Below are 24,989 nucleotides of genomic sequence, written 5' to 3' on the forward strand. Positions count from 1 at the left end.
GGAGGGTGGGCGGTGCGCCGCCGGCTGACCCGGAGGTCACCTTGCGGGTAACCTCCGGCTCATGTCCCGCCATGTCGCGATCGTCACCGACTCCACGGCCTACCTGCCCCCGGACGCCTCGGCCCGGCACGGGATCGTCGCCGTCCCCCTGACCGTGGTCCTGGGCGACGAGGCGCTGGAGGAGGGCACCGAGATCTCGGCCCGCCATCTGGCGGAGGCCCTGCGCAAGCGCCGCGCGGTCACCACCTCCCGCCCGAGCCCCGAGGAGTTCGCCCGGGTCTACCGGGAGGCCGCCGAGGCCGGCGCGGAGGGCATCGTCAGCCTGCACCTGTCGGCGGAGATCTCCGGCACCCACGACGCGGCCCTGGTCGCCGCCCGCGACGCGCCCGTGCCGGTGCGGGTGGTGGACACGGGCATGGTGGCCATGGCGCTCGGCTTCTGCGCCCTGACGGCCGCCGAGACCGCCGACGCGGGCGGCAGCCTGGACGAGATCACGGCGGCCGCGCAGAAGCGGGCGGCGGGGGTCTCGGCGTTCTTCTACGTGGACACCCTCGACTACCTGCGTCGGGGCGGCCGGATCGGCACGGCGCAGGCCCTGCTCGGCTCGGCGCTCGCGGTGAAACCGCTGCTCACGCTGGAGGGCGGGCGGATCGAGATGCTGGAGAAGGTCCGCACGGCCTCGCGGGCCATCGCGCGGCTGGAGGAGCTGGCCGTGGAGCGGGCCGGGCTCCAGGAGGTGGACGTGGCGGTGCACCACCTCGCGGCGCCGGAGCGGGCCCAGGCGCTGGCGGACCGGCTGCGGGAGCGGATCGGGGGCCTGGGAGAACTGCACGTGAGCGAGGTGGGCGCGGTGATCGGCGCGCACACGGGGCCGGGTCTGCTCGCGGTGGTCGTCTCCCCGCGTTGACGATTGTCGAAGATCGTACGAAGGGGTGTCGGGGGCGCGGACGGCGTCGCTGAGGCTCTGGTGTCCTCCGTTGTGAGCTGCGGTTTCGTCCGGAGGGGCGGTCGGGCCGGGATTCTGGTGCGGGCGGTCGGCGGGGGTCGGTGAGGGGCTCGGTGGGCGGGGTTTTCCACAGGCCGGGGCGGGGCTCGGCGGGGCGTCGGCCGGGGACCGTACGGTCCCCGCATGAACATCACCGAGAGTGACCACAGCGCGGCCCACGTCGTCCACGCGCCCCTCCCGCCGGCGGGGCACGGCGCACGGGGTCCCACCGCGGCGGCGGACCGGGCGTGGTTGACGGTACGGCGCCGGTTGAGGCTGGCGGTGGGCGAGCGGGTGCCGCCCTGGGTCCGGGGGCACGCCTGGCGGCCCCGCACGGTCGGCGCGGTCGCCGTGCTGCTGGCCGTCGCCGTCGGCTGGTCGGCCCGGCACACGTGGAGCGGGGCGGGGGGCACCCTGCCGGTGGCCCCGCCGGCCCTCCTCACGGCCGCCGAACCCCCCGAACGGGAGGGCCCGCGCCGTGCGTCCGGGTCCGGGACCGGGACCGCCGGGCCCGGGACCGGGTCCGGGCCGGTTCGCTCCACGGCCGGCCCCGCCGCGCCGCCGGTGGTCGTGGACGTCGGGGGACGGGTCCTGGCCCCCGGGGTGCGCCGGTTGCCGGCGGGCTCCCGCGTCGCCGACGCCCTCGCCGCCGCCGGCGGGGTCCGCCCCGGCACGGACACCACGAACCTCAACCGCGCCCGCGTCCTCCTCGACGGCGAACACCTCCTCGTCGGGGTGCCCGGCCCCGTTCCGGGTCCCGCCGCCGGCTCGCCCGCCCCCGGGCCGGGGTCCGCGACGGCCCCGGGCCCACCCCTGAGCCTGGCCACGGCCACCGTGGAACAGCTCGACGCGCTGCCCGGCGTCGGGCCGGTCCTCGCCGGGCACATCGTGGCCTTCCGCACGGCCCACGGCGGATTCCGCTCCGTCTCCGAACTGCGCGGGGTCCAGGGCATCGGCGACCGGCGGTACGCCGAACTCCGAGAGCTGGTCCGGCCGTGAGCACCCCGCGCGCGGCCCCGGCCGTGCCGCCCTCGCAGCCGCCTGCGTCGGTCGCCGATCGGCGGTTGCTCGGGCCCGCGCTCGCCACATGGGGGGCGACCGCCCTGGCGCTGGGGTGGTCCGGGTCTGCGACGGGGGTCCTCGTGGCGGTGCTGCTCGGCTGTGCGGCGGGGGCGGCCGGCGCGGGCCGCCGGGGCTCGGGCGCGGGCGGACGGGCGCGGGGCGGGGCCTCGGTGTGGGTGGGGGCGGCGGCGGTCTGTCTGTGCGCGGCCGTCGGCGCGGCCGGGGCGGGGCTCGTACGGGCCGGTGAACGGGCGCCCGCGGTGCTCGACGCGGTGCGTCGCGAGGCGCGGGTGGAGGTGGAGCTGACCGTCACGGGGGATCCCCGGCGCGGGCGGGGGGAGTTCGGGGGCTGGTGGGTGCCGGCCGAGCTGACGGCCCTGGGCCCGGTCCCGGGCGCGGGGCGGGTCGCGGGGTTGCGGGTGCCGGTGTCGGTGGTGGCGCGCGGGGAGGGATGGGGGAGTCCGCTGCCGAGCACGCGGGTGCGGGCGGTGGGGCGGTTGACGGAGCCGGGGCGGCCCGGGGAGCGGGCCGTGGCCGTGCTGCGCGTGGCGGGGAAGGGGCCGCCGGAGCGGATCGGACCGCCGAGTCGCGCCCAGGCGTTCGCCGGACGGCTGCGGGCCGGGCTGCGGCGGGCGGCGGAGCCCTTGGGCGGGGACGCGGCCGCGTTGTTGCCGGGGCTCGTGGTCGGTGACACCTCGGGAGTGCCGGATGATCTCGACGCGGCCTTCCGGGCCACGGACCTCGGGCACCTGGTGGCCGTCTCGGGTTCGAACCTGACCCTCGTGCTGGCCCTGCTGCTGGGGCCGGTGGGGGTGTCCGCGCGGGCCGAACGCGGCGGGCTCGCGCCCCTCGTCGGGCTGTCGCTGCGGGGGACCGCGCTCGTCGGGGGCGTGCTGGTGCTCGGGTTCGTGGTGGTCTGCCGGCCCGATCCGAGTGTGGTGCGGGCCGCGGCCTTCGGCGGGCTGGCGCTGCTCGCGCTGGCCACCGGTCTGCGTCGGTCGCTGTTGCCGGCGCTCGCCGCGACCGTGCTCGCCCTGGTGCTGTGGGATCCGTGGCTGGCCCGCTCGATCGGGTTCCTGTTCTCGGTCCTGGCGACGGGTTCCCTGATCGTGCTGGCGCCCCGCTGGGCCGCAGCCCTGCGCGCGCGGGGGGTGCCGGAGCGGGTCGCGGGCGCGCTCGCCGCCGCCTGCGCCGCGCAGGCCGTGTGCACCCCGGTGAGCGCGGCCCTGAACGGGCGGCTCGGGGTGGTGGGGGCGCTGTGCAACCTGCTCGTCGAACCGGCCGTCGGACCGGCCACCGTGTTCGGGTTCGCGGCCCTGCTCCTGGCCCCCGCCCTCCCCGGGCTCGCCGAGGGCTCCGCGTGGCTGGCGGGGTGGCCCGCGCGGTGGATCGCGACCGTGGCCCGGGTCGGGGCCGCGCAGCCCGGGGCGCACGTGGAGTGGGCGCGGGGGCCGGCGGGGGCGGTGGCGGCGGTCGCGCTCGTGGCGCTGCTGGTGGTCGCGGCCCGCCGGTGTCTGCGGACCCGCCGGCGGACCCGGGCGGCGGCCGGGGCGCTGGTCGTGGCCTTCGCGCTGTTCGTGGTGCGGCCGTTCCCGACCGGGCCGTTCACCGGGTTCGGGCCCCTGGGGGCCTCGGGCCCACCGCCGGACTGGCGGTACGCGCAGTGCGCGGTCGGGCAGGGGGACGCCGGGGTGCTGCGGGTCGCGGCGGACACGGCGGTGGTCGTGGACGCGGGGCCCGAACCGGGCCCGGTGGACGGGTGCCTGCGGGCCCTCGGCGTGACCCGGGTGCCACTCGTGCTGCTCACGCACTTCCACGCCGACCACGTCGCCGGGCTCGCCGGGGTGCTGCGAGGCCGGGAGGTGGGGCTCGTGCAGGTGTCGCCGCGCCCCGACCCGCCCGCGCAGGTGGCGCTGGTGCGGCGGACGGCGGGGGCGGCCGGGGTGCCGGTGGCGGTGGTGACGGCGGGGGAACGACGGCGGATCGGGGAGCTGGAGTGGGAGGTGCTGTGGCCCACGGCGCGGGACGCGGCCCTGGCCGGGGGGCCCAACGACGCCGGGGTCGTGCTGCTGGTCCGCTCCGGTGGGCTGCGGCTGCTGCTGGCGGCGGACCTGGAACCGGTCGCGCAGCGCGAACTGTCGCGGCGGGTCGGGCACTGGGAGCGGGTGGACGTGTTGAAGGTCGCGCACCACGGCTCGGGCCGGCAGGACCCGGAGCTGCTCGCGGCGCTGCGGCCCCGGCTCGCGGTGGTCCCGGTGGGCGAGGGCAATCCGTACGGGCACCCGGCGCCCCGGACCGTGCGGGCCCTGGGCGCGGCCGGCGGGGCGGTGGCCCGCACCGACCGGGACGGCACGGTGATCGTCTCCGGGGCGGGCGCCGATCTGCGGGTGGCGGTCACGGCGCGGCGCCGGCCCGGCGGGCGGCGCGGGAGGGGGCCGGGGGTGGGGGAGAATCGGGGGGAGCGTCCGCGGCCTCGCGGGCGTCCGTCAGGTGCGGCGGGCCCGAGGGCCCGGCGGACTTCGGCGAGGGTGTCCGGCCCCGTGACCACACGGTCGCGCGGGGGGTGTGTACGGGTTTGCGACCACCCGTCCGCCATGATCGAATGCCTTCTCGCCACACGGATTCACGTTCGATCAGCACGGGGGTGCATCAATCATGTTCGGTCGCCGAAGAGGCACGGACACGGGCCGGACCGGCCCGGCGCGAGGCTCGTCCACCACGCTCACGCTGCCGCCCGCGGCCGGCCTGTTGAGCTGCCGGGTCACCGACACCGTCCACCAGCCGGTCCGGCAGGCCCGGTTCGAGATCACGGACCCCATCGGCCGCCGGATCGTCTCGGGCGAGAGCGACCCGTACGGGGGTTTCGTCGCGACGGTGCCGGAGGGCGAGTACCGGATCGCGGTCGCGGCGGAGGGCCACGCGCCCTACGTCGGGGTGCTGCCGGTGCCGGCGGGCGGGGGACAGGGCACGGCGGAGATCGTCCTCGACACCGTCGAACCGCCGTTGCTGCCGCAGCCCGGGCACTGGGAACTGGACCCGGCGCACTCCACGATCGGCTTCACGGCCCGGCACATCGGCCTGGCCCGGATCCGGGGCCGCTTCGACAGCTTCACGGGCGAGGTGCGCATAGCCGAGCGGATGGAGGACTCGGCGATGCGGGTCCACATCGAGGCGGCCTCCATCAACACCGGGGTGCGGATGCGGGACGACCACCTGCGCTCCGCCGACTTCCTCGACGCGGCCCGGTACCCGACCATCGAGTTCAACAGCCAGCGGTTCATCCACCGCAGCGGGGCCCGCTGGTCGGTGGCCGGGGCCCTGACCCTGCACGGCGTCAGCCGCTCGGTGACCCTGGACACCGAGTACCTCGGCATCGGCACCGGGATGCAGGGCGAACCCCGAGCCGCGTGCCGCGCCTCCGCCCAACTGCACCGCGAGGACTTCACCCTCACCTGGCAGTCGATGCTCGCGCACGGCATCGCCGCGATCGGGTCGAGCATCGAGGTGGAGCTCGACGTGCAGATCGTCCACAAGGCCTGAGCCCCGGCCCGGTCCGGCAGCGGTCGCCGCCCCGGAAAACCGCTTGGCGGGACGCGGCGGCCGTTGCTACGGTCCGGGAGGCCGTGCGAGAGAACGAGGAGGTGGTACCCGTGAACGATGCGACATGGGTGCTCCCCTCGCGGGTCACGGTCGGGCGATAGGTCGTCCGGGAGCGCCGTCCTCACGAGCACTCCCGAAAGGCACGACCGTGCGCTTCACCTCCGAGAACCGCCTCGACGACGGGGTCGTCGAACGCGAATTCACCCTCGGCGAGATCCCCGGCACCCTGTGGACCCCCGGTCCCGCCGCCGCGTCCGCCGAGGCCCCCGTCCCGCTGATCCTGATGTCCCACAACAACGGGCTGCCCCGCCGGGACCCCCGGCTGACGGCCCGCGCCCGCCACCACGCCGCCCGCGGTTACGCCGTGGTCAGCATCGACGCCCCCGGCTGCGGGGACCGGCCCCGCACCGCCGCCGAGGACCGGATCCGCGCCGAGATCCGGCGCGCCCTCGGCGCCGGCGAACCCGCCGACGAACTCTTCGAGGCCCTCGTCGGCCCGCTCGTCGAACGCGCCGCCCCGGACTGGCTGGCCACCCTGGACGCCGCCCTGGCCCTGCCCGGGATCGACGGGCCGGTCGGGTACACGAGCTGGACGGCCCTCGGGATCCGCCTGGCCGCGCTCGAACCGCGGATCGCCGCCGTCGGGCTCTTCGCCGGTGGATACGTGCCCCGCGCGCAACGCGAAGCGGCCAGGGAACTCACCGTCCCGCTGCTGTTCCTGCTCCAGTGGGACGACGAGGGCAACCCCCGACAGCGGGCCCTGGACCTGTTCGACGCCTTCGGCAGCACCGAGAAGACCCTGCACGCCAACACCGGCGGACACGTCGGCACCCCGTCGTTCGAGCTGGAGGACGGCCGCCGGTTCTTCGACCGGCACCTGAAGCGGGCCTGAGCCCGGCCCCCTGACCCCGACCCCGTCGGGGTCAGGGGGCCTCCAGCCAGCCCTCGTGTTCGGCGGCCAGGGCGTCCAGCGCGGCCGCGTCCAGCGCGCCGCGCGGATCCTCCACGACGACCAGCCATTGCGCGTCCTCGGCGTCGTCCTCGCCCGCCAGCGCGTCGCGCACCAACCGAGGCTCCTCCGCCGGCGCGTACCGCTCGACGATCTCGTCGGCGACGTCCTCGGCGGCGTCGCGATCGGGCAGGACCAGTACGTGTCGCTCGTTCACCGCACCATTGTGGCCCGGGCCCCCGCCCGCCCCGTCGCGGGGGCACGGGGGTGTCGGTGCCGCGTGGGATCCTGGAGACGATGGCCACCAGGAAGAACACCGCCGAAGACCCGCTCGCGCCGATCACGATCGCCGTGGGCCAGGAGGACCTGCTCCTCGACCGCGTCGTACGGGACGTGGTGAAGGCCGCGCGCGCGGCCGACGCCGACACCGACGTCCGCGACCTCACCTCCGACCAACTCCAGCCGGGCACCCTCGCCGAGCTGACCAGCCCCTCGCTGTTCTCCGAACGCAAGGTGCTGGTCGTGCGCAACGCGCAGGACCTGTCCGCCGACTCGGTCAAGGAGGTCAAGGCGTACCTGGCCGCGCCCTTCGAGGAGATCGTCCTCGTGCTGCTGCACGCCGGCGGGGCCAAGGGCAAGGGGCTGCTGGACGCGGCCCGCAAGGCCGGGGCCCGCGAGGTGGCCTGCCCGAAGATGACCAAGGCCGGGGACCGACTGACCTTCGTGCGCGGAGAGTTCCGCGCCCTGGGGCGGAGCGCGACCCCCGAGGCCTGCCAGAGCCTCGTCGACGCCATCGGCAGCGACCTGCGCGAGCTGGCGAGCGCGGCCGCGCAGTTGTGCGCGGACGTCGAGGGCACCATCGACGAGGCCGTCGTCGGCCGCTACTACACCGGCCGCGCCGAGGCCTCCAGCTTCGAGGTCGCGGACCGGGCCGTGGAGGGTCGGGCGGCGGAGGCGCTGGAGGCACTGCGCTGGTCGCTGTCCACGGGCGTGGCCGCCGTGCTGATCACGAGCGCGCTGGCGCAGGCCGTGCGGGCCATCGGCAAGCTCGCCTCGGCGCCGCGCGGCGCCCGCCCCGGCGACCTGGCCCGGGACCTCGGGATGCCGCCGTGGAAGATCGACCGGGTGCGCCAGCAGATGCGCGGCTGGTCGGCGGACGGGGTGGCGACCGCGCTGCGGGCCGTCGCCGAGGCCGACGCGGGGGTCAAGGGCGGGGGCGACGACCCCGAGTACGCGCTGGAGAAGGCCGTGGTCGCGGTCGCCCGCGCGGCCCGCTCCGGCAGCGCCCAGGGCGCCCCGCGCCGCCCCTACTGAGCCCCGGCCCGCCCCGCCCCGGCCCGTCCGGGTCCCGGACAGGCCGAAGGCCCCGTGCGAACCCTGGGGAAGGGATCGGACGGGGCCTTCGGTTGAAGTGCTTGCGCCGCACCCGCGTGGCGAACGCAGGCCGCGTGCGGCGCGGGGTGCCGGTCAGGAGCGGATGAGAGGGCCCGCTGGGTCCCTTCCGGCGTTCACATCAGGAAGCGGAAGCTCAGGCAGCGATGCCGGAGAGACGCGCGGCGATCGCCGACTTCTTGTTGGCGGCCGCGTTCTTGTGGATGACACCCTTCGAAACGGCCTTGTCGAGCGCACGCGCGGCGTCACGGGAAGCCACGGTGGCCTTCTCGACGTCACCGGCGGCCACGGCCTCGCGGGACTTGCGGATCGCGGTCTTGAGCGCGGACTTGACCGCCTTGTTGCGCAGGCGCGCCTTCTCGTTGGTCTTGTTCCGCTTGATCTGGGACTTGATGTTCGCCACGAAAGAGCCTTTTCAGGTTCAGAGTTTTTTCGGAAGTTGCGTCCCGTCCGCTGAGAGGGCGCGCGAGACACAGCTCTCCACGTTAGCAGGCACCCCACGGACGGCCCAAACCGAGCACCGGCCCCAGTCCATGGGACCATGGGACTCTGCGTATAGATCCGTCTTCGCTCCCGACGCGACCCGAGAATCAGGACACTGCGTGCCCGCGACCCCCAGCCATGTGCCCGAGCCGAGCCGTACCGACCCGGCGCTGATCCGCAACTTCTGCATCATCGCCCACATCGACCACGGCAAGTCGACCCTCGCCGACCGGATGCTCCAGCTCACCGGCGTCGTCGACCAGCGGCAGATGCGCGCCCAGTACCTCGACCGCATGGACATCGAGCGGGAACGCGGCATCACGATCAAGTCCCAGGCGGTGCGTCTGCCGTGGGCGCCGACCGTGGGCGAGGGCCAGGGCACGACCCACATCCTCAACATGATCGACACCCCGGGCCACGTGGACTTCACCTACGAGGTGTCCCGTTCGCTGGCGGCCTGCGAGGGCACGGTCCTGCTCGTGGACGCGGCCCAGGGCATCGAGGCCCAGACCCTCGCCAACCTGTACCTGGCGATGGAGAACGACCTCGCGATCGTCCCCGTCCTGAACAAGATCGACCTGCCGGCGGCCCAGCCGGAGAAGTTCGCCGAGGAGCTGGCGAACCTGGTCGGCTGCGACCCCGACGACGTGCTGCGGGTCTCGGCGAAGACCGGCGTGGGCGTGGACGCGCTGCTGAACCGCGTGGTCGAGCGGGTGCCGGCGCCGGTCGGCGTCAAGGAGGCCCCGGCCCGCGCGATGATCTTCGACTCGGTCTACGACTCCTACCGCGGCGTGGTCACCTACGTCCGTGTGGTGGACGGCACGCTCAACAAGCGCGAGCGGATCCGGATGATGTCCACCGGCGCCACCCACGAGCTGCTGGAGATCGGCACCAACTCGCCCGAGATGCTGCCCGCCGACGGCCTGTCCGTGGGCGAGGTGGGCTACCTGATCACCGGCGTGAAGGACGTGCGCCAGTCCAAGGTCGGCGACACGATCACCCAGATGCACAACGGGGCCCAGGAGGCGCTCGGCGGCTACAAGGACCCGAAGCCGATGGTCTTCTCGGGCCTGTACCCGCTGGACGGCTCGGACTACCCGGAGCTGCGCGACGCCCTCGACAAGCTCCAGCTCAACGACGCCGCCCTGGTGTACGAGCCGGAGACCTCCGCGGCCCTCGGCTTCGGCTTCCGCGTGGGCTTCCTGGGCCTGCTGCACCTGGACGTGATCCGGGAGCGCCTGGAGCGCGAGTTCGGCCTCGACCTGATCGCCACCGCCCCCAACGTGGTCTACCGCGTGGTCCTGGAGGACGGCAAGGAGATCACGGTCACCAACCCGAGCGAGTTCCCCGAGGGCAAGATCTCGGACGTGTACGAGCCGGTGGTGCGGGCCACGATCCTGGCGCCCACCGAGTTCATCGGCTCGATCATGGAGCTGTGCCAGAACCGGCGCGGCACCCTCCTCGGCATGGACTACCTCTCCGAGGACCGGGTCGAGATCCGCTACACGCTGCCGCTCGCGGAGATCGTCTTCGACTTCTTCGACCAGCTGAAGTCCAAGACGCGCGGCTACGCCTCGCTGGACTACGAGCCCACCGGCGAGCAGGCGTCCAGCCTGGTCAAGGTCGACATCCTGCTGCACGGCGACAAGGTGGACGCGTTCTCCGCGATCACCCACAAGGACGCCGCGTACGCGTACGGCGTGCGCCTGGTCGCCAAGCTGCGCGAGCTCATCCCGCGCCAGGCATTCGAGGTGCCGGTGCAGGCCGCCGTCGGCTCCCGGGTCATCGCCCGCGAGACCATCCGCGCCATCCGCAAGGACGTCCTCGCCAAGTGCTACGGCGGTGACATCTCCCGGAAGCGCAAGCTGCTGGAGAAGCAGAAGGAGGGCAAGAAGCGCATGAAGATGGTGGGCTCCGTCGAGGTCCCCCAGGACGCCTTCATCGCCGTCCTCTCCAGCGACGAGAACGGCCCCAAGAAGAAGTAGCCGACGGCCCCCGGGCCCGCCCCCCGACCGGATCGAGGTCAAGATCCGGTCAAGGGCGGGTCAAGGGGTGGTGCGTTGTCGCTGGTCGAGGGGTGGCCCCCGCGCGTGTGCGCGGGGGCCTTCTCGTTTGGGAAACGGTCGCGCGCGGCCTCTTACGTGGGGGCGGGGTGGGCTCTACTCTGATCACTGCTCGATGGTTACTCGCCAGTTACAACCCACCCCACGCTCCCCACGCCCTGCCGCGTGGTCCGGCCCGGAGGATGTCGTGAGCGACACACAGACCCTGATCGAGAACCGGCCGTCCAGTGTGGCGGCGCTCTTCCTTGAGCGCGTGGCCGCGACCCCCGACGGAGAGGCGTACCGGTACCCGGTGCCCGCCGCGGCCGGGAGCGGGCCCGACGACTGGCGGTCGTTGAGCTGGGGGCAGGCCGCCGAGCGGGTGTACGCCGTGGCCGCCGGGCTCGTGGACCTGGGGGTGGAGCCCGAGGAGCGGGTGGCGCTGGCCGCCAACACGCGCGTCGAGTGGATCCTGGCCGACCTCGGCGTGATGTGCGCCGGCGCCGCGACCACCACCGTCTACCCGAGCACCAACGCCGAGGAGTCCGCGTTCATCCTGGCCGACTCCGGCAGCCGGGTGCTGATCGCGGAGAACGCCGAGCAGCTGGCCAAGGCCCGCGAGCGGCGGGCCGAGCTGCCCGAGCTCGCGCACGTGGTCGTGATCGACGCCGCCGACGCGGTGCCCGCCGAGGGGGACCCCGAGGGGTGGGTGCTGTCGCTGGCGGAGCTGGAGGAGCGGGGGCGGGCGCTGCTCGTGGAGCGGCCCAAGCTGGTGGAGGAGCGGATCGGGGCCATCCGCGCCGAGCAGTTGGCCACCCTCATCTACACCTCCGGGACCACCGGCCGGCCCAAGGGCGTGCGGCTTCCGCACGACAACTGGTCGTACATGGCCAAGGCCATCGGCTCCACCGGGCTGCTGGACAAGGACGACGTGCAGTACCTGTGGCTGCCGCTCGCGCACGTCTTCGGCAAGGTGCTGATCTCCGGGCAGATCGAGCTGGGGCACGTGACGGCCGTCGACGGCCGCATCGACAAGATCATCGAGAACCTGCCGGTGGTGCAGCCCACCTACATGGCCGCCGTGCCCCGGATCTTCGAGAAGGTCTACAACGGGGTCGCGGCCAAGGCCCGGGCGGGCGGCGGGGCCAAGTACAAGATCTTCCTGTGGGCGGCCGAGGTGGCCCGTGAGTACGCCAAGACCAGTCAGGACAACTTCCGGCGGACCGGCCGGCCCGGGGCCCCGCTCGCGCTCAGCGTCAAGCACACGGTCGCCGACAAGCTCGTGTACGGAAAGCTCCGCGAGGCATTCGGCGGCCGGCTGCGCGCCGCCGTCTCCGGCTCCGCCGCCCTCTCGCCCGAGATCGGCTTCTTCTTCGCCGGCGCCGGCATCCACATCCTGGAGGGCTACGGGCTCACCGAGTCCAGCGCCGCCTCCTTCGTCAACCCCGGCGAGGCATACCGCACCGGCACGGTCGGCAAGCCGCTGCCCGGCACCGAGGTGCGGATCGCCGAGGACGGCGAGATCCTGCTGCGCGGCCCCGGCATCATGCAGGGCTACCACGGGCAGCCCGAGAAGACCGCCGAGGTGCTGGAGAGCGACGGCTGGTTCCACACCGGCGACATCGGCGAGCTCTCGGCCGACGGCTACCTGCGGATCACCGACCGCAAGAAGGACCTGATCAAGACCTCCGGCGGCAAGTACGTGGCGCCCGCCGAGGTCGAGGGCCAGTTCAAGGCCCTGTGCCCGTACGTCTCCAACATCGTCGTGCACGGCGCCAACCGGAACTTCTGCTCCGCGCTCATCGCCCTCGACGGCCCCGCCATCCTCGCCTGGGCCGCCGAGAACGGCCTGGAGGGCAAGGACTACGCGCAGGTGGTGGCCGCCCCCGAGACGGTCCGGCTGATCGAGACCTACGTGCAGACCCTCAACGAGGGCCTCCAGAAGTGGCAGACCGTGAAGCGGTTCCGGCTGCTGCCCCGCGACCTCGACGTGGAGCACGGCGACCTCACCCCCAGCCTCAAGCTGAAGCGGCCGGTGGTCGAGCGCGAGTTCAAGGGCCTGCTGGACGAGATGTACGCCGGGTCCCGCGAAGCCTGAGGCCCCGCCCGTACCCGGGCGGGCCGATCGGCCCGCCCGGGTACGGGACAATGGGGGAATGCCTTCCGTACTGCCCGATGGTGAGCCCGTGCCCGAGGACGGCCGACTGCCGGCCGCCGCCCGGGAGGGCGCCGTCGACCGGCCGCTCGGGTTCTACCTGCACGTCCCGTACTGCGCGAGCCGCTGCGGGTACTGCGACTTCAACACGTACACCGCCACCGAGCTGCGCGGCAGCGGCGGCGTGCTCGCCTCCCGCGAGAACTACGCCGACACCCTGATCGACGAGATCCGGCTGGCCCGCGAGGTCCTCGACGGGGACCCGCGCGAGGTCCGCACCGTCTTCGTCGGCGGCGGCACCCCCACCCTGCTGCCGGCCGCCGACCTGGTGCGGATGCTGGCGGCGGTCCGCGAGGAGTTCGGGCTCGCCCCGGACGCCGAGATCACCACCGAGGCCAACCCCGACTCCGTGGACCCGCGCTACCTGGAGACCCTGCGCGAGGGCGGCTTCAACCGGCTCTCCTTCGGGATGCAGAGCGCCCGCCCGCACGTCTTGAAGATCCTCGACCGCACCCACACCCCCGGCCGGCCCGAGGCATGCGTGGCCGAGGCCCGCGCGGCCGGGTTCGAGCACGTCAACCTCGACCTCATCTACGGCACCCCCGGCGAGTCCGACGAGGACTGGCGGGCCTCCCTGGACGCCGCGATCGGCGCCGGCCCCGACCACGTCTCCGCGTACGCGCTGATCGTCGAGGAGGGCACGGGCCTGGCCCGCCGGATCAAGCGCGGCGAGGTCCCCATGACCGACGACGACGTGCACGCCGACCGCTACCTCATCGCCGACGAGGCCATGGCCGCCGCCGGCTACCACTGGTACGAGGTGTCCAACTGGGCGACCACCGAGGCCGCCCGCTGCCTGCACAACGAGCTGTACTGGCGCGGCGCCGACTGGTGGGGCGCCGGACCCGGCGCCCACAGCCACGTCGGCGGGGTCCGCTGGTGGAACGTCAAGCACCCCGGCGCCTACGCGGCGGCCCTGGCCGCCGGCCGCTCCCCGGGCGCGGGCCGCGAGGTGCTGGCCGAGGAGGACCGCCGGGTCGAGCGGATCCTGCTGGAACTGCGCCTGGTCACCGGCTGCCCGCTGGAACTGCTGGCCCCGGCCGGCCTCGCCGCCGCCCGCAAGGCGGTCGCGGACGGACTGCTGGAGCCGGGGCCCTTCACGGAGGGACGGGCCGTGCTCACCCTGCGCGGCCGGCTCCTGGCCGACGCCGTCGTCCGCGACCTCGTCGACTGAGGGGTCGCGGACCCGCGGGGTCTCAGAACGCCTCGCGCCACGGGCGGTAGTTCGGGTTGTCCACGCACTCGGACATGACCTCCGTCTTGGTGGCCTTGTCCACCGGGCAGACCCCCACCACGAACGAGGGCGCGATCCCGCCGGGGAAGGCCACCTCCACCTGCGAGGCGTACTTGTGGGTGTCGCCGATGGTGCGGTTCACGTCGATGCCGCCCGGGGCGTCCACGTAGTAGTTCCAGCCCGACTTCCACCAGGTCTTGTACAGGTCGTGGTCGTAGGTGGTGGACACGTACGGGGAGGGCTGGTTGGCCAGCACGTAGCTCTCCACGTCGTACTGCCCGCCCACGGTGTCCTTCGGCCGGAACCCCTCCTCGAAGATCACCGCCGGCGGCCGGCCGTCCGAGCGGTACAGCTGCCGGCAGTCGATCCGCCAGGACGGGGACGGGGTGATCCGCCCCAGGTCCACCCGGGGGTCGGCGGCCGGGTAGAGGTGGTCGGAGACCCGGGGGCAGGAGTTGGCCGGGGCCAGGGCCCGGGCGGCGGTCCGGGTGGTGACCCGGGCCGAGACGGTGGCGGCGTCGGCGGAGCCGAGCGAGGGCAGCAGGGAGGCGGCGAGCGCGGTCACGACCACGAGGGCGCGCCGGCGCAACACGTTGACGATCATGACCGGCAGCCTGGCGGCCGGCCGGGCACGGGCGCCGGCACGTCACCCGTGCGTGAGCGTGTCGCTGTCGGCGGGTTGTCGTCCGCGTGCTAGAGGACCGTTTCTGCCGGGTCTCTCACCCCTCCGGCGCCGTCACGAAGTCGATCAGCTCCTCCACCCGGCCCAGCAGCGCCGGCTCCAGGTCCCGGTACGAACCCACCCGCGCGAGGATCCCGCGCCAGGCCACGCCCGGCTCCGTCGACCACCCCAGCGCCCGGCACACCCCCGTCTTCCAGTCCTGCCCCGGCGGGATCACCGGCCAGGCCGGGATCCCCAGCGCCGAGGGCTTCACGGCCTGCCACACGTCCACGTACGGATGCCCCGCCACCAGCATGTGCGGCGAGGTCACCGATGCCGCCAGCCGCGACTCCTTCGACCCCGGCACCAGATGGTCCACGAGCACCCCCAGCCGGGCGTCCGGGCCCGGCGCGAACTCCGCGACCACCGCCGGCAGGTCGTCGATCCCCTCCAGGTACTCCACGACCACCCCCTCGATCCGCAGGTCCTCGCCCCACACCCGCTCCACCAGCTCCGCGTCGTGCCGGCCCTCCACGTAGATCCGGCCCGCCCGCGCCACCCGCGCCCGCGCCCCCGGCACCGCCACCGAACCCGAGGCCGTGCGCGCCGGCGCGGCCGGGGCCCGGGAGGGGCGCACGAGGGTCACGACGACGCCGTCCAGCAGGAACCCGCGCGGCTCCAGCGGGAACACCCGCCGCCTGCCGAACCGGTCCTCCAGGGTCACCGTCCCGGCCTCGCAGCCCACCACCGCGCCGCAGAAGTCGACGCCGGCGACCTCCACCACGAGATCGGGGTCGGCGGGCACCTCGGGGACGGCCTTCGGACGCTTCCAGGCGGGGGTCAGATCGGAGGAGTACTCGCGCATTGTGCCGAGGGTAGTGCTCAGGGGCCCGGCGGCACGGCCTTCGGGGCCACCCCGTGCGCCGCCGCCAACGACTCCCGTTGCGCCGCCACGAAGGCCGCGTCCACCACCGCCCCGTGCCCCGGCACGTAACGGGCCTGCGGGCCGCCCAGCGACAGCAGCCGGTCCAGGGCGTCCGGCCAGCGCGCCGGCACCGCGTCCGGGCCCACCGAGGGCGCCGCCGACTCCTCCACCAGGTCCCCGCAGAACACCACCTCGACCTCGCCCGGCACGCACACCGCCAGATCGTGCGGGGAGTGCCCGGGGCCCACGTTCGCCAACAGCACCTGCACCCCGCCCAGCTCCAGGGTCCACTCCCCGGACACCGAGTGCCGGGGCTCCACCAGGGCCTCCGTGGCCGCGACCGCCGCCTCCTCCGGCAGCCCGTGCCGCACGGCGTCCGCGCACAGCTCGGCCCGGCCCGTGCGCAGGGCCGCCGCCAGGCCCACCGCGCCGAAGACCTCCGCGCCGGCGAAGGCCGCGGCCCCCAACACGTGGTCGAAATGTCCGTGGGTGAACGCGAGGTGCGTCACACGCCGGCCGGTCAACCGTTCCGCCTCCCGACGGATTTCCGCGCCCTCCGCGAGCGAGGAACCCGGGTCGATCAGGAGGGTCGACACGTCGCCCACCACCAGTCCCACGGTGCAATCCCACACCGGCAGCCGTCGCCGGCCGACCCGACCCGCGAGTCGTTCCCAGCCGGCCTCTTCCCATCGCACGTCCATGCGGGGACGCTACCGTGACGGACCGGCCTTGCCTCCGGTCCGCTCGCCCGCCGTACACTGACCGGGGGATCTCTGGCACTCGCACGACGGGAGTGCCGGCAGGGGCCGGGGGACAACGGGACGAGACCACGAGTCAACGAGCTGGAGGTGCGCGCGAATGCTCAGCGAACGCAGACTTGAAGTGCTGCGCGCCATCGTCCAGGACTATGTCGGCACGCAGGAGCCCGTCGGCTCCAAGGCGCTCACCGAACGCCACCACCTCGGGGTGTCGCCCGCCACCGTGCGCAACGACATGGCCGTCCTGGAGGACGAGGGGTACATCGCGCAGCCCCACACCAGTGCCGGGCGCATCCCCACCGACAAGGGCTACCGCCTCTTCGTGGACAAGCTCGCGGGGGTCAAGCCGCTGTCCACGCCCGAGCGACGGGCCATCCAGAACTTCCTCGACGGCGCCGTCGACCTCGACGACGTGGTCGGCCGCACGGTGCGGCTGCTCGCGCAGCTCACCCGCCAGGTCGCCGTCGTGCAGTACCCGAGCCTGACCCGCTCCACCGTCCGGCACGTCGAACTGATCGCGCTGGCCCCGGCCCGCCTGATGCTCGTGCTGATCACCGACACCGGCCGGGTCGAGCAGCGGATCCTCGACTGCCCGGCGCCCTTCCCCGAGACCTCCCTGGCCGATCTGCGGGCCCGGCTCAACAGCCGGGTCGTCGGCCGGCGGTTCGCCGACGTGCCGGGCCTGGTCACCGACCTGCCCGAGTCCTTCGACGGCGAGGACCGGGGCACCGTCACGGCCGTGCTGGCCACCCTCCTCGAAACCCTGGTCGAGGAGACCGAAGAGCGGCTGATGATCGGCGGCACCGCCAATCTCACCCGCTTCGGACACGATTTCCCCCTGACGATCAGGCCGGTGCTGGAGGCGCTGGAGGAGCAGGTCGTGCTCCTCAAGCTCCTCGGCGAGGCCGGAGAGTCGGGGATGACCGTACGCATCGGCCACGAGAACGACTACGAGGGGCTCAACTCCACCTCCGTCGTCTCGGTCGGCTACGGTTCCGGCGGCGAAGCCGTCGCCAAACTCGGCGTGGTCGGCCCGACCCGCATGGATTACCCCGGAACGATGGGAGCGGTACGCGCAGTGGCACGTTACGTCGGACAGATCCTGGCGGAGTCGTAAGTGGCCACGGACTACTACGCCGTACTCGGCGTGCGCCGCGACGCATCGCAGGACGAGATCAAGAAGGCATTCCGGAGGCTCGCCCGCGAGCTGCACCCGGACGTGAACCCCGATCCCAAGACGCAAGAGCGTTTCAAGGAGATCAACGCGGCCTACGAGGTCCTCTCGGACCCGCAGAAGAAGCAGGTCTTCGACCTCGGCGGGGACCCCCTGTCCTCGGCCGGCGGCGGAGGCGGCGCGGGCGGCTTCGGCGCCGGCGGCTTCGGCAACTTCTCCGACATCATGGACGCCTTCTTCGGCACGGCCCAGCAGCGCGGACCGCGCTCGCGGACCCGCCGCGGCCAGGACGCCATGATCCGGCTGGACCTGGAGCTGGACGAGGCCGCGTTCGGCACCACCAAGGAGATCCAGGTGGACACGGCCGTCGTGTGCACCACCTGCTCCGGCGAGGGCGCCGCCCCCGGCACCTCCGCGCAGACCTGTGACATGTGTCGCGGGCGCGGCGAGGTCTCGCAGGTCACCCGGTCCTTCCTGGGCCAGGTCATGACCTCGCGGCCCTGCCCGCAGTGCCAGGGCTTCGGCACCGTCGTGCCCACCCCCTGCCACGAGTGCGCGGGCGACGGACGGGTCCGCTCGCGGCGCACCCTCACCGTCAAGATCCCCGCCGGCGTCGAGAACGGCACCCGGATCCAGCTCTCGGGCGAGGGCGAGGTCGGCCCCGGCGGCGGCCCCGCCGGCGACCTGTACGTGGAGATCCACGAACTGCCGCACCCGGTGTTCCAAAGGCGCGGGGACGACCTGCACTGCACGGTCACCCTCCCCATGACGGCGGCCGCGCTCGGCACCACCTGCCCGCTCGACACCCTCGATGGCATGGAGGAGGTCGACGTCCGGCCCGGCACCCAGTCCGGCCAGGCCATCCCCCTGCACGGCCGGGGCGTCACCCACCTGCGCGGCGGCGGACGCGGCGACCTCATCGTGCACGTCGAGGTCCAGACCCCGAACAAGCTCGACGCCCAGCAGGAGGAGCTGCTGCGCCAGCTCGCCAAGCTGCGCGGCGAGGAACGCCCCCTCGGCGAGTTCAAGCCGGGCCAGCAGGGCCTGTTCAGCCGCCTGAAGGACGCCTTCAACGGCCGCTGAGCGAGCCCGCGCCCCCGGCGGCGCACACCCCGGCCCGAGGGCCCGGACCGTCACCCGACGGACCGGGCCCTCGGCCCGTTTCCGGGCCCCGCGAGTCCGGCGCGGCGGACGGCGCGACGGACGGCGCGGCGGACTGTGCCAGGGGAATGTGGCGATTCGGCGTGCCGTGGGGGACATGGCACGATGCAGCTCATGTCCTCCGCGCTGAACGGCCTTTTCCGGTACCCGATCGTGCAGGCGCCCATGGCCGGCGGCGGGTCCTGTCCCGTCCTCGCGGCCGCCGTCTCCGAGGCCGGCGGGCTCGGGTTCCTCGCCGGCGGGTACAAGACCGCCGACGGCCTGTTCCAGGAGATCAAACAACTGCGGGCCCTCACCCGCCGCCCCTTCGGCGTCAACCTCTTCATGCCGCACGCCCCCTACGCCGACCCCGCCGCCGTCGAGGTCTACCGCCAGCAGCTCGCCGGCGAGGCCGGCTGGTACGAGGTCTCCCTCGCCCCCGAGGACACCGTCGGCAGCGACGACGACGGCTACGAGGCCAAACTGGCCCTGCTGTGCGACGCGCCCGTCCCCTTCGTCACCTTCACCTTCGGCTGCCCCCCGGCCGCCGTCCTCGCCCGCCTGCGGGCCGTCGGCACCCGCACCGCCGTCACCGTCACCTCCCCCGAGGAGGCCCGCGCCGCGACCGCCGCCGGAGCCGACGCCCTGTGCGTGCAGGGCATCGAGGCCGGCGGCCACCAGGGCACCCACCGCGACGACGCCCAGGACGACGCCCACGGCGCCGGCATCGGCCTCCTCACCCTCCTCACCCGGGTCCGCGAGATCTCCCCGCTGCCGCTGATCGCCGCCGGCGGCCTGATGCGCGGCGCGCAGATCGCCGCCGTCCTCGCCGCCGGCGCCACCGCCGCCCAACTCGGCACCGCGTTCCTCACCTGCCCCGAATCCGGCGCCCACCCCCTGCACAAGAAGGCCCTCACCGACCCGCTGTACGTGCGCACCGAACTCACCCGCGCCTTCTCCGGCCGGCCCGCCCGCGCCCTCGTCAACCGCTTCGTGCGCGAACACGGCCCCTACGCCCCGGCCGCCTACCCGCAGGTCCACCACCTCACCGCCGGACTGCGCCGCGCCGCCGCCGCGGCCGGCGACCCCCAGGGCATGGCCCTGTGGGCCGGCCAAGGCCACCGCCTGGCCCGCACCATGCCCGCCGCCCGCCTCGTCGACCTGCTGACGGCCGAACTCGCCGAGGCCCGCCCGAACGACCCCGCGCCCGGCACCGACCCGGCCGCGGACCCGCAGAACAGGAGCAACCGATGACCGCCCCCGTCTTCGTGGTGGAGCAGATCCCCACCGGACCCCGCTGCGTGCTCGACGGCCCCGAGGGCCGGCACGCCGTCTCCGTGAAGCGGCTGCGCGCCGGGGAGGCCGTGGTCCTCACCGACGGGCGCGGCGGCTGGGCCGAAGGGCTCGTCGAGGCCGCCGAGGGCAAGGACCGGCTCACCGTCGCCGTCACCGCCACCGGGGTCGAGGACGAACCCGAGGTGCGGATCACCGTCGTCCAGGCCCTGCCCAAGGGCGACCGGGGCGAACTCGCCGTCGAGACGATGACCGAGACCGGCATCGACGCCATCGTGCCCTGGCAGGCCGCCCGCTGCGTCACCCAGTGGCGCGCCGACCGGGGCGCCAAATCCCTCGCGAAATGGCGGGCCACGGCCCGCGAGGCCGGCAAGCAGTCCCGCCGCGTCCGCTTCCCCGAGGTCACCGACGCCAAGACCACCTCACAGGTCGCCGCCCTCCTCGCCGAGGCCGACCTCGCGATCGTGCTGCACGAGGACCGCGACACCCCCTCCCTCGCCCTCGCCGACGCCCCCCTGCCCACCTCGGGCTCCATCGTGCTCGTCGTCGGCCCCGAGGGCGGGGTCTCCCCGGAGGAACTGAACCTCTTCGCCCAGGTCGGCGCCGGCCCCCACCGGCTCGGCCGCTCCGTGCTGCGCACCTCCACCGCCGGCACCGCCGCCGGCGCCGTCCTCCTCGCCCGCACCGGCCGCTGGAGCTGACCGCACAGCCCTTAGGCCCTCTCTTCCGGATCTTGCCTGACCCGCGCCGCCTGGCACCGCACCTCGCCGCGTTGTCGCAACACCCTCGTACGCCCAGTACGAGGGCATCGCTCCGCCTTGCGATGCACGGCACCAGACGACGCGGGCTTGACCGGCAAGATCCGAAAGAGAGGGCCTAGCATGGCGACCGGTCGATCACCCACGAGTGCATGGAGGCCCGCGCATGGCCGGAGAACCGCAGGCGGACTGCCTGTTCTGCAAGATCGTCAACAAGGAGATCCCCGCGACCCTGGTCCGCGAGACGGCGACCACCCTCGCCTTCCGCGACATCAACCCGCAGGCCCCCACCCACGTGCTCGTCATCCCGCGCGCCCACTACCCCGACGCGGCCTCCCTCGCCGCCGGGGACCCGGCCGCCGCCGCCGACGTGCTGCGCGAGGCCGGCGAGGTCGCCGCTCAGGAAGGCGTCGACGGCGAGGGCTACCGCATCGTCCTCAACACCGGCGCCGGCGCGGGCCAGACCGTCTTCCACGCCCACGCCCACGTGCTCGGCGGCCGCGGCCTCCAGTGGCCCCCCGGATAATGTCCGCACGCGAGTTCGTCGTCCTGGGCACCGCCAGCCAGGTGCCCACCCGACGCCGCAACCACAACGGCTACCTGCTGCGCTGGGACGGCGAGGGCATCCTCTTCGACCCCGGCGAGGGCACCCAACGCCAGATGCTGCGCGCCGGCGTGGCCGCCCACGACATCAACCGGATCTGCGTCACGCACTTCCACGGCGACCACAGCCTCGGCCTCGCCGGGGTCGTCCAGCGCATCAACCTCGACCGCGTCCCGCACCCGATCACCGCCCACTACCCGGCCTCCGGGCAGCGGTTCTTCGACCGCCTGCGGTACGCCACGGCCTACCGCGAGACGGTCGCGCTCGGCCAGGAACCGATCGAGGACGACGGCGTGCTCGCCCGCACCCCCGGCTACACGCTGGAGGCCCGCCGGCTCTCACACCCGGTGGAGTCCTTCGGCTACCGGCTCGTCGAACCCGACGGCCGCCGGATGCTGCCGGAACTGCTGGCCCGGCACGGCGTCCAGGGGCCGGCGGTCGGCCGACTGCTGCGCGAGGGCGCCGTCGACGGGGTCACCCTGGAGCAGGTCAGCGAGATCCGCCGCGGGCAGCGCTTCGCGTTCGTCATGGACACCCGGCTCTGCGAGGGGGTCGACGCGCTCGCCGAGGGCGCGGACATGCTCGTCATCGAGTCCACCTTCCTGACCGCCGACGAACACCTCGCCACCGAACACGGCCACCTGACCGCCGGTCAGGCCGCCCGCGTCGCCCGGGAGGCGGGGGTGCGGCACCTGGTGCTCACCCACTTCTCCCAGCGCTACCCGGACCCCGGCGCCTTCGAACGCGAGGCCCGCGACGCCGGGTTCGACGGCGAACTGACCGTCGCCGCCGACCTGGACACCGTGCCCCTGCCCAAACGGGGCTGAGACCCGCGGACCGGGCCCGGCGAGCAGCCGGGCCCGGCCCACCCGCCGCGCCTCCGCCCGCGTCAACACCGCCCGCACCGACACGGGCCGCACCGACACGGGCCGCGCCGCCGCCGAGGCCCGCACCGAAACCCAGGTCAACGCCGCGCACGCCACCGCCAACAGCGCGCCCAACACCACCCCCGTGCCCGCGAACCCCCACGCGCCCACCGCCAGCCCACCGGTCACCGGACCGCAGGCCACCCCCAACGCCGAGGCCGCGCCCGCCCGCACCGCCCACCGCCCTTCCCGGTCCAGCGCCGCCGCCAACCCGAACACGTGCGACAACACCACCGGGTACGCCGCGTTCCACACGACCTCCCCGACCGCGAAGCCCACCGGCCCGCGCGCCCCGGCCGCCACCACCACGCACCCCGCGATCAGCGCCCCGCCCACCGCGATCGGAGCCGTCCGCCCCCACCGCGTGCCCAGCGCCGCCGCCCCGGCCACCCCCACCAGCCCCGCGCCCAGCGCCACCGCGAAGACCACGCCCAGCGCGGGTTCCGAGAGCCCGGCCGGCCCCGAACCGATCCGACCGCTCACCCCCCACAGCGCGTTCTGCCCCAGCGACCACAGGCCCAGGGCCGGCGGCAGCGCGGCGGCCGCCCACCCGATCGCCGAGCCGCCCCGCGCCCGTTCGGCCCGCCCGGCCCGCGCCGCCCGTTCGGCCCGCGCGGACACCCCGGCCGCCGGCAGCCGCCCGGCCACCGGCCACAACAGCGCCGCCGCCCCCGCCAGGGCCGCGAACGGCAACGCGTGCCCACCGCCCAGCGCCGGCAGCACGAGGTACAGGGCCCCGGCCACCGCCGACACCCCCAACAACCCGCGCGCCGTGGCCCGGTGCGGATCGGCCAGCCCCGCGATCCCCGCCGCGCCCACCGCCAACGCCGTCCCCGACCCGAACCCGCCGAGCACCGATCCGGCCACCACCAGCGGCACGGACCCGCTCGCGCCGGCGCCCCCGTACCCGAGCAGCGCCGCCAGCAACCCCCACCGCGCCACCCGACGAGCCCCGAGCCCCGGCAGCCGCACCGCCGGGTTCAGGAACCCGGCCGCCGCCGAACCGAGCAGCAGCAGCGACCCGCACAGAGCCGCCGCGCCCGGCCCCCACGGCAACGCCGCGTCCAGCCGGCCCACCAGGGTCGGCAGCAGATAGGGGGCCAGGTACCCGAAGGCGAACAGGGCGGTCGGGGCGGCGGGCGCGGGGCGCGCGGAGGTGCGGACGGACACGAGGGATCCCGGGAGGACGCGAAGGAGGGCAGGGTGGGGCGGGACGGGGCCGGCGGGCACGCCCGATGTGACGGAGGCGCGACAGCCGGCGTGGGGAGGGAATGCCCGATGGGACAGGAGGGAAGGGCCAGAGCCCCGGGTCCGATCGGACGAGCGGGGGTGCCCTTGTCTATCAAGGGAGATCAGCGGACGAGAAGGGTGTTTCGGTCGTGATCTGCGACACACTGTGTTTGGAAGCCCCGGAGGACGGGCAGAGCGCGAGGATTTCCGGTGTGCGCACCGCGCCTCGAGTCCTTCCGGCCTGGGATTCGACCTGCGGAAACGACTCTTCCGGTACGGCGCGCACGGATCCGCCGCGATCTCGGATCCGGACCGGGCCGACCACAGCCACACAGCTCACCACGGACGACGCCACGGGGAGAAGAACGTGACCACTCGCAGCACCCGCCAGCACCGGGACGGATCGCAGGCGCACGAGTCCCCGCACCCCGCCCACGTCGTGCACACCTCGGCGGGCCCCACCCTCGACCCCCTCGGCGCCCTGCGCACCCCCCTGGACCCCGACTGCGACGTGTTCCTCACCGGCACCGTCTTCCTCGACATCGTGCTCACCGGCCTCGACTCCGCCCCCGTGCGCGGCACCGAGTCCTGGGCCCGCGGCATGGGCCAGAGCCCCGGCGGCGTCGCCAACATGGCCACCGCCCTGGCCCGCTTGGGCCTGCGCACCAGCCTGGCCGCCGCCTTCGGCGACGACCACTACGGCGCCTACTGTTGGGACGCCCTCGAACAGGGCGAGGGCATCGACCTGAGGCTGTCGCGCACGGTGCCCGACTGGCACTCGCCCGTCACCGTCTCCATGGCCTACGAGGACGAGCGCACGATGGTCTCCCACGGCCACGAGGCCCCGCCCACCGTCGGCCCCGACGCCCTGCCGGACGGGGCGCCCCGGGCCCGCGCCGCCGTCGCCTCGCTGACCACCGGCCGCGCCGAGGGCTGGATCGAGGCCGCCGCCGCCCGCGGCACCCGCGTCTTCGGCGACGTGGGCTGGGACGACACCGGCCGCTGGGACCTCGCCGAGCTGCCCGACCTCGCGCACTGCGAGGCGTTCCTCCCCAACGCGGGCGAGGCCATGCGCTACACCCGCACCGACTGTCCGCGCGCCGCCGCGCACGCGCTGGCCGAACACGTGCCGCTCGCGGTGGTCACGATGGGTTCCGAGGGCGCGTACGCGGTGGACTCGGGCACCGGCCGGACCGCCGAGGTGCCCGGGATCCGGGTCGAGGCCCTGGACCCGACGGGGGCCGGGGACGTGTTCGTGGCCGGATTCGTCACCGGCACCCTCGCCGACTGGCCGCTCGCCGACCGGCTCGCGTTCGCCGGGCTCACCGCCGCCCTCTCGGTGCAGGAATTCGGCGGATCCCTGTCCGCGCCGGGCTGGCAGGAGGTCGCGGCCTGGTGGCGCGGCCACCGGGACCGGCCGGCCCGGTTCGCGTTCCTGGACGAGGTGCTGCCGCCCGAGGCCCGCCCCGGACCCCGCCGCCGGGCCGTCCCCACGATCGGTTTCCGCCAATCCGCCTGAGCCGGCCCCCACACCGGCCCGCACACCGGCCGCGCGCAC

Annotated in this window: 21 protein-coding genes and 1 pseudogene; 17 read left to right on the forward strand and 5 right to left on the reverse strand. The window is 74.6% G+C overall.

What is annotated here, in order from left to right; genetic code table 11:
- Positions 1–61 precede the first annotated feature (61 nt).
- The 5 genes and pseudogenes from ACN20G_RS18030 (at position 62) to ACN20G_RS18050 (ending at position 6,539) form a co-directional block, all read left to right on the forward strand.
- Positions 62–907 (forward strand): DegV family protein, encoded by an 846-nt coding sequence (locus tag ACN20G_RS18030; RefSeq protein WP_424213816.1) that lies wholly within the window; start codon positions 62–64, stop codon positions 905–907.
- Between the two features lie 222 nt (positions 908–1,129).
- Positions 1,130–1,984 carry a helix-hairpin-helix domain-containing protein gene (locus ACN20G_RS18035; protein ID WP_424213817.1) on the forward strand — a complete coding sequence of 285 codons (855 nt, stop codon included), beginning with the start codon at positions 1,130–1,132 and terminating at the stop codon, positions 1,982–1,984.
- 764 nt (positions 1,985–2,748) lie between these two features.
- A pseudogene (locus ACN20G_RS18040) lies at positions 2,749–4,158 on the forward strand (ComEC/Rec2 family competence protein); the annotation flags it as partial.
- 544 nt (positions 4,159–4,702) lie between these two features.
- Positions 4,703–5,587: a YceI family protein gene (locus ACN20G_RS18045; RefSeq protein ID WP_424213818.1), complete on the forward strand. Its 885-nt coding sequence runs from the start codon at positions 4,703–4,705 to the stop codon at positions 5,585–5,587.
- Positions 5,588–5,795: 208 nt separating this feature from the next.
- Complete coding sequence (locus ACN20G_RS18050; RefSeq protein WP_424213819.1) at positions 5,796–6,539, forward strand: dienelactone hydrolase family protein; 744 nt, start codon at positions 5,796–5,798, stop codon at positions 6,537–6,539.
- A 31-nt stretch (positions 6,540–6,570) separates the two neighbouring features.
- Here the strand turns inward: ACN20G_RS18050 and ACN20G_RS18055 are convergent, their stop codons facing one another.
- Positions 6,571–6,813: a hypothetical protein gene (locus tag ACN20G_RS18055; protein WP_424213820.1), complete on the reverse strand. Its 243-nt coding sequence runs from the start codon at positions 6,811–6,813 to the stop codon at positions 6,571–6,573.
- An 80-nt stretch (positions 6,814–6,893) separates the two neighbouring features.
- Between ACN20G_RS18055 and holA the strand changes: the two genes are divergently transcribed.
- Entirely contained in the window at positions 6,894–7,910 is a 1,017-nt protein-coding gene (gene holA / locus ACN20G_RS18060) for a DNA polymerase III subunit delta (protein ID WP_424213821.1), read from the forward strand.
- 214 nt (positions 7,911–8,124) lie between these two features.
- On the opposite strand, the gene rpsT is transcribed toward holA, so the two are convergent.
- Complete coding sequence (gene rpsT / locus ACN20G_RS18065; RefSeq protein WP_424213822.1) at positions 8,125–8,391, reverse strand: 30S ribosomal protein S20; 267 nt, start codon at positions 8,389–8,391, stop codon at positions 8,125–8,127.
- A 199-nt stretch (positions 8,392–8,590) separates the two neighbouring features.
- Here rpsT and lepA point away from each other — a divergent pair, with 199 nt between their 5' ends.
- The 3 genes from lepA to hemW all read left to right on the forward strand — a co-directional run bounded on the left by lepA (position 8,591) and on the right by hemW (position 13,902).
- Positions 8,591–10,456 (forward strand): translation elongation factor 4, encoded by a 1,866-nt coding sequence (gene lepA, locus ACN20G_RS18070; protein WP_424213823.1) that lies wholly within the window; start codon positions 8,591–8,593, stop codon positions 10,454–10,456.
- Positions 10,457–10,721: 265 nt separating this feature from the next.
- Positions 10,722–12,611: an AMP-dependent synthetase/ligase gene (locus ACN20G_RS18075; protein WP_424213824.1), complete on the forward strand. Its 1,890-nt coding sequence runs from the start codon at positions 10,722–10,724 to the stop codon at positions 12,609–12,611.
- A 58-nt stretch (positions 12,612–12,669) separates the two neighbouring features.
- Positions 12,670–13,902: a radical SAM family heme chaperone HemW gene (hemW, locus tag ACN20G_RS18080; RefSeq protein WP_424213825.1), complete on the forward strand. Its 1,233-nt coding sequence runs from the start codon at positions 12,670–12,672 to the stop codon at positions 13,900–13,902.
- A gap of 22 nt (positions 13,903–13,924) precedes the next feature.
- On the opposite strand, the gene ACN20G_RS18085 is transcribed toward hemW, so the two are convergent.
- The 3 genes from ACN20G_RS18085 to ACN20G_RS18095 all read right to left on the reverse strand — a co-directional run bounded on the left by ACN20G_RS18085 (position 13,925) and on the right by ACN20G_RS18095 (position 16,249).
- Complete coding sequence (locus ACN20G_RS18085) at positions 13,925–14,566, reverse strand: ADP-ribosyltransferase (protein WP_424213826.1); 642 nt, start codon at positions 14,564–14,566, stop codon at positions 13,925–13,927.
- Between the two features lie 115 nt (positions 14,567–14,681).
- On the reverse strand, positions 14,682–15,488 hold the full coding sequence (locus tag ACN20G_RS18090; RefSeq protein WP_424213827.1) for a DUF3097 domain-containing protein: 807 nt from the start codon (positions 15,486–15,488) through the stop codon (positions 14,682–14,684).
- A 17-nt stretch (positions 15,489–15,505) separates the two neighbouring features.
- The gene (locus tag ACN20G_RS18095; protein ID WP_424213828.1) at positions 15,506–16,249 is read right to left on the reverse strand and encodes an MBL fold metallo-hydrolase; all 744 of its coding nucleotides are present in this window, start codon (positions 16,247–16,249) and stop codon (positions 15,506–15,508) included.
- A gap of 157 nt (positions 16,250–16,406) precedes the next feature.
- Between ACN20G_RS18095 and hrcA the strand changes: the two genes are divergently transcribed.
- The 8 genes from hrcA (at position 16,407) to ACN20G_RS18135 (ending at position 24,950) form a co-directional block, all read left to right on the forward strand.
- Positions 16,407–17,423, forward strand: a complete 1,017-nt coding sequence (gene hrcA / locus ACN20G_RS18100) for a heat-inducible transcriptional repressor HrcA (RefSeq protein WP_424213829.1) — start codon at positions 16,407–16,409, stop codon at positions 17,421–17,423.
- A complete protein-coding gene (gene dnaJ, locus ACN20G_RS18105) occupies positions 17,424–18,563 on the forward strand; it encodes a molecular chaperone DnaJ (RefSeq protein WP_424213830.1) in 1,140 nt (379 codons plus the stop codon).
- Positions 18,564–18,755: 192 nt separating this feature from the next.
- Complete coding sequence (locus ACN20G_RS18110) at positions 18,756–19,874, forward strand: nitronate monooxygenase (RefSeq protein ID WP_424213831.1); 1,119 nt, start codon at positions 18,756–18,758, stop codon at positions 19,872–19,874.
- Positions 19,871–20,614, forward strand: a complete 744-nt coding sequence (locus ACN20G_RS18115) for a 16S rRNA (uracil(1498)-N(3))-methyltransferase (RefSeq protein WP_424213832.1) — start codon at positions 19,871–19,873, stop codon at positions 20,612–20,614. Before ACN20G_RS18110 ends, ACN20G_RS18115 begins: the two co-directional genes overlap by 4 nt.
- A 223-nt stretch (positions 20,615–20,837) precedes the next feature.
- Positions 20,838–21,197 carry a histidine triad nucleotide-binding protein gene (locus ACN20G_RS18120; protein WP_424213833.1) on the forward strand — a complete coding sequence of 120 codons (360 nt, stop codon included), beginning with the start codon at positions 20,838–20,840 and terminating at the stop codon, positions 21,195–21,197.
- Complete coding sequence (locus ACN20G_RS18125) at positions 21,197–22,102, forward strand: ribonuclease Z (protein ID WP_424213834.1); 906 nt, start codon at positions 21,197–21,199, stop codon at positions 22,100–22,102. Before ACN20G_RS18120 ends, ACN20G_RS18125 begins: the two co-directional genes overlap by 1 nt.
- A 184-nt stretch (positions 22,103–22,286) precedes the next feature.
- Positions 22,287–23,297 carry a hypothetical protein gene (locus ACN20G_RS18130; RefSeq protein ID WP_424213835.1) on the forward strand — a complete coding sequence of 337 codons (1,011 nt, stop codon included), beginning with the start codon at positions 22,287–22,289 and terminating at the stop codon, positions 23,295–23,297.
- A gap of 573 nt (positions 23,298–23,870) precedes the next feature.
- Positions 23,871–24,950: a carbohydrate kinase family protein gene (locus ACN20G_RS18135; protein WP_424215563.1), complete on the forward strand. Its 1,080-nt coding sequence runs from the start codon at positions 23,871–23,873 to the stop codon at positions 24,948–24,950.
- The last annotated feature ends 39 nt before the right edge of the window (positions 24,951–24,989 follow it).

It is taken from the genome of Streptomyces dryopteridis (assembly GCF_049606955.1).
Lineage (GTDB): Bacteria > Actinomycetota > Actinomycetes > Streptomycetales > Streptomycetaceae > Streptomyces.

What these genes read in the sequence shown, in the direction of transcription:
- ACN20G_RS18030 (WP_424213816.1), top strand. Translation starts at nt 62, where the DNA reads ATGTCCCGCCATGTCGCGATCGTCACCGACTCCACGGCCTACCTGCCC.
- ACN20G_RS18035 (WP_424213817.1), top strand. Translation starts at nt 1,130, where the DNA reads ATGAACATCACCGAGAGTGACCACAGCGCGGCCCACGTCGTCCACGCG.
- ACN20G_RS18045 (WP_424213818.1), top strand. Translation starts at nt 4,703, where the DNA reads ATGTTCGGTCGCCGAAGAGGCACGGACACGGGCCGGACCGGCCCGGCG.
- holA (WP_424213821.1), top strand. Translation starts at nt 6,894, where the DNA reads ATGGCCACCAGGAAGAACACCGCCGAAGACCCGCTCGCGCCGATCACG.
- hemW (WP_424213825.1), top strand. Translation starts at nt 12,670, where the DNA reads ATGCCTTCCGTACTGCCCGATGGTGAGCCCGTGCCCGAGGACGGCCGA.
- ACN20G_RS18085 (WP_424213826.1), bottom strand. Translation starts at nt 14,566, where the DNA reads ATGATCGTCAACGTGTTGCGCCGGCGCGCCCTCGTGGTCGTGACCGCG.
- ACN20G_RS18090 (WP_424213827.1), bottom strand. Translation starts at nt 15,488, where the DNA reads ATGCGCGAGTACTCCTCCGATCTGACCCCCGCCTGGAAGCGTCCGAAG.
- ACN20G_RS18095 (WP_424213828.1), bottom strand. Translation starts at nt 16,249, where the DNA reads ATGGACGTGCGATGGGAAGAGGCCGGCTGGGAACGACTCGCGGGTCGG.
- hrcA (WP_424213829.1), top strand. Translation starts at nt 16,407, where the DNA reads ATGCTCAGCGAACGCAGACTTGAAGTGCTGCGCGCCATCGTCCAGGAC.
- ACN20G_RS18110 (WP_424213831.1), top strand. Translation starts at nt 18,756, where the DNA reads ATGTCCTCCGCGCTGAACGGCCTTTTCCGGTACCCGATCGTGCAGGCG.
- ACN20G_RS18115 (WP_424213832.1), top strand. Translation starts at nt 19,871, where the DNA reads ATGACCGCCCCCGTCTTCGTGGTGGAGCAGATCCCCACCGGACCCCGC.
- ACN20G_RS18120 (WP_424213833.1), top strand. Translation starts at nt 20,838, where the DNA reads ATGGCCGGAGAACCGCAGGCGGACTGCCTGTTCTGCAAGATCGTCAAC.
- ACN20G_RS18125 (WP_424213834.1), top strand. Translation starts at nt 21,197, where the DNA reads ATGTCCGCACGCGAGTTCGTCGTCCTGGGCACCGCCAGCCAGGTGCCC.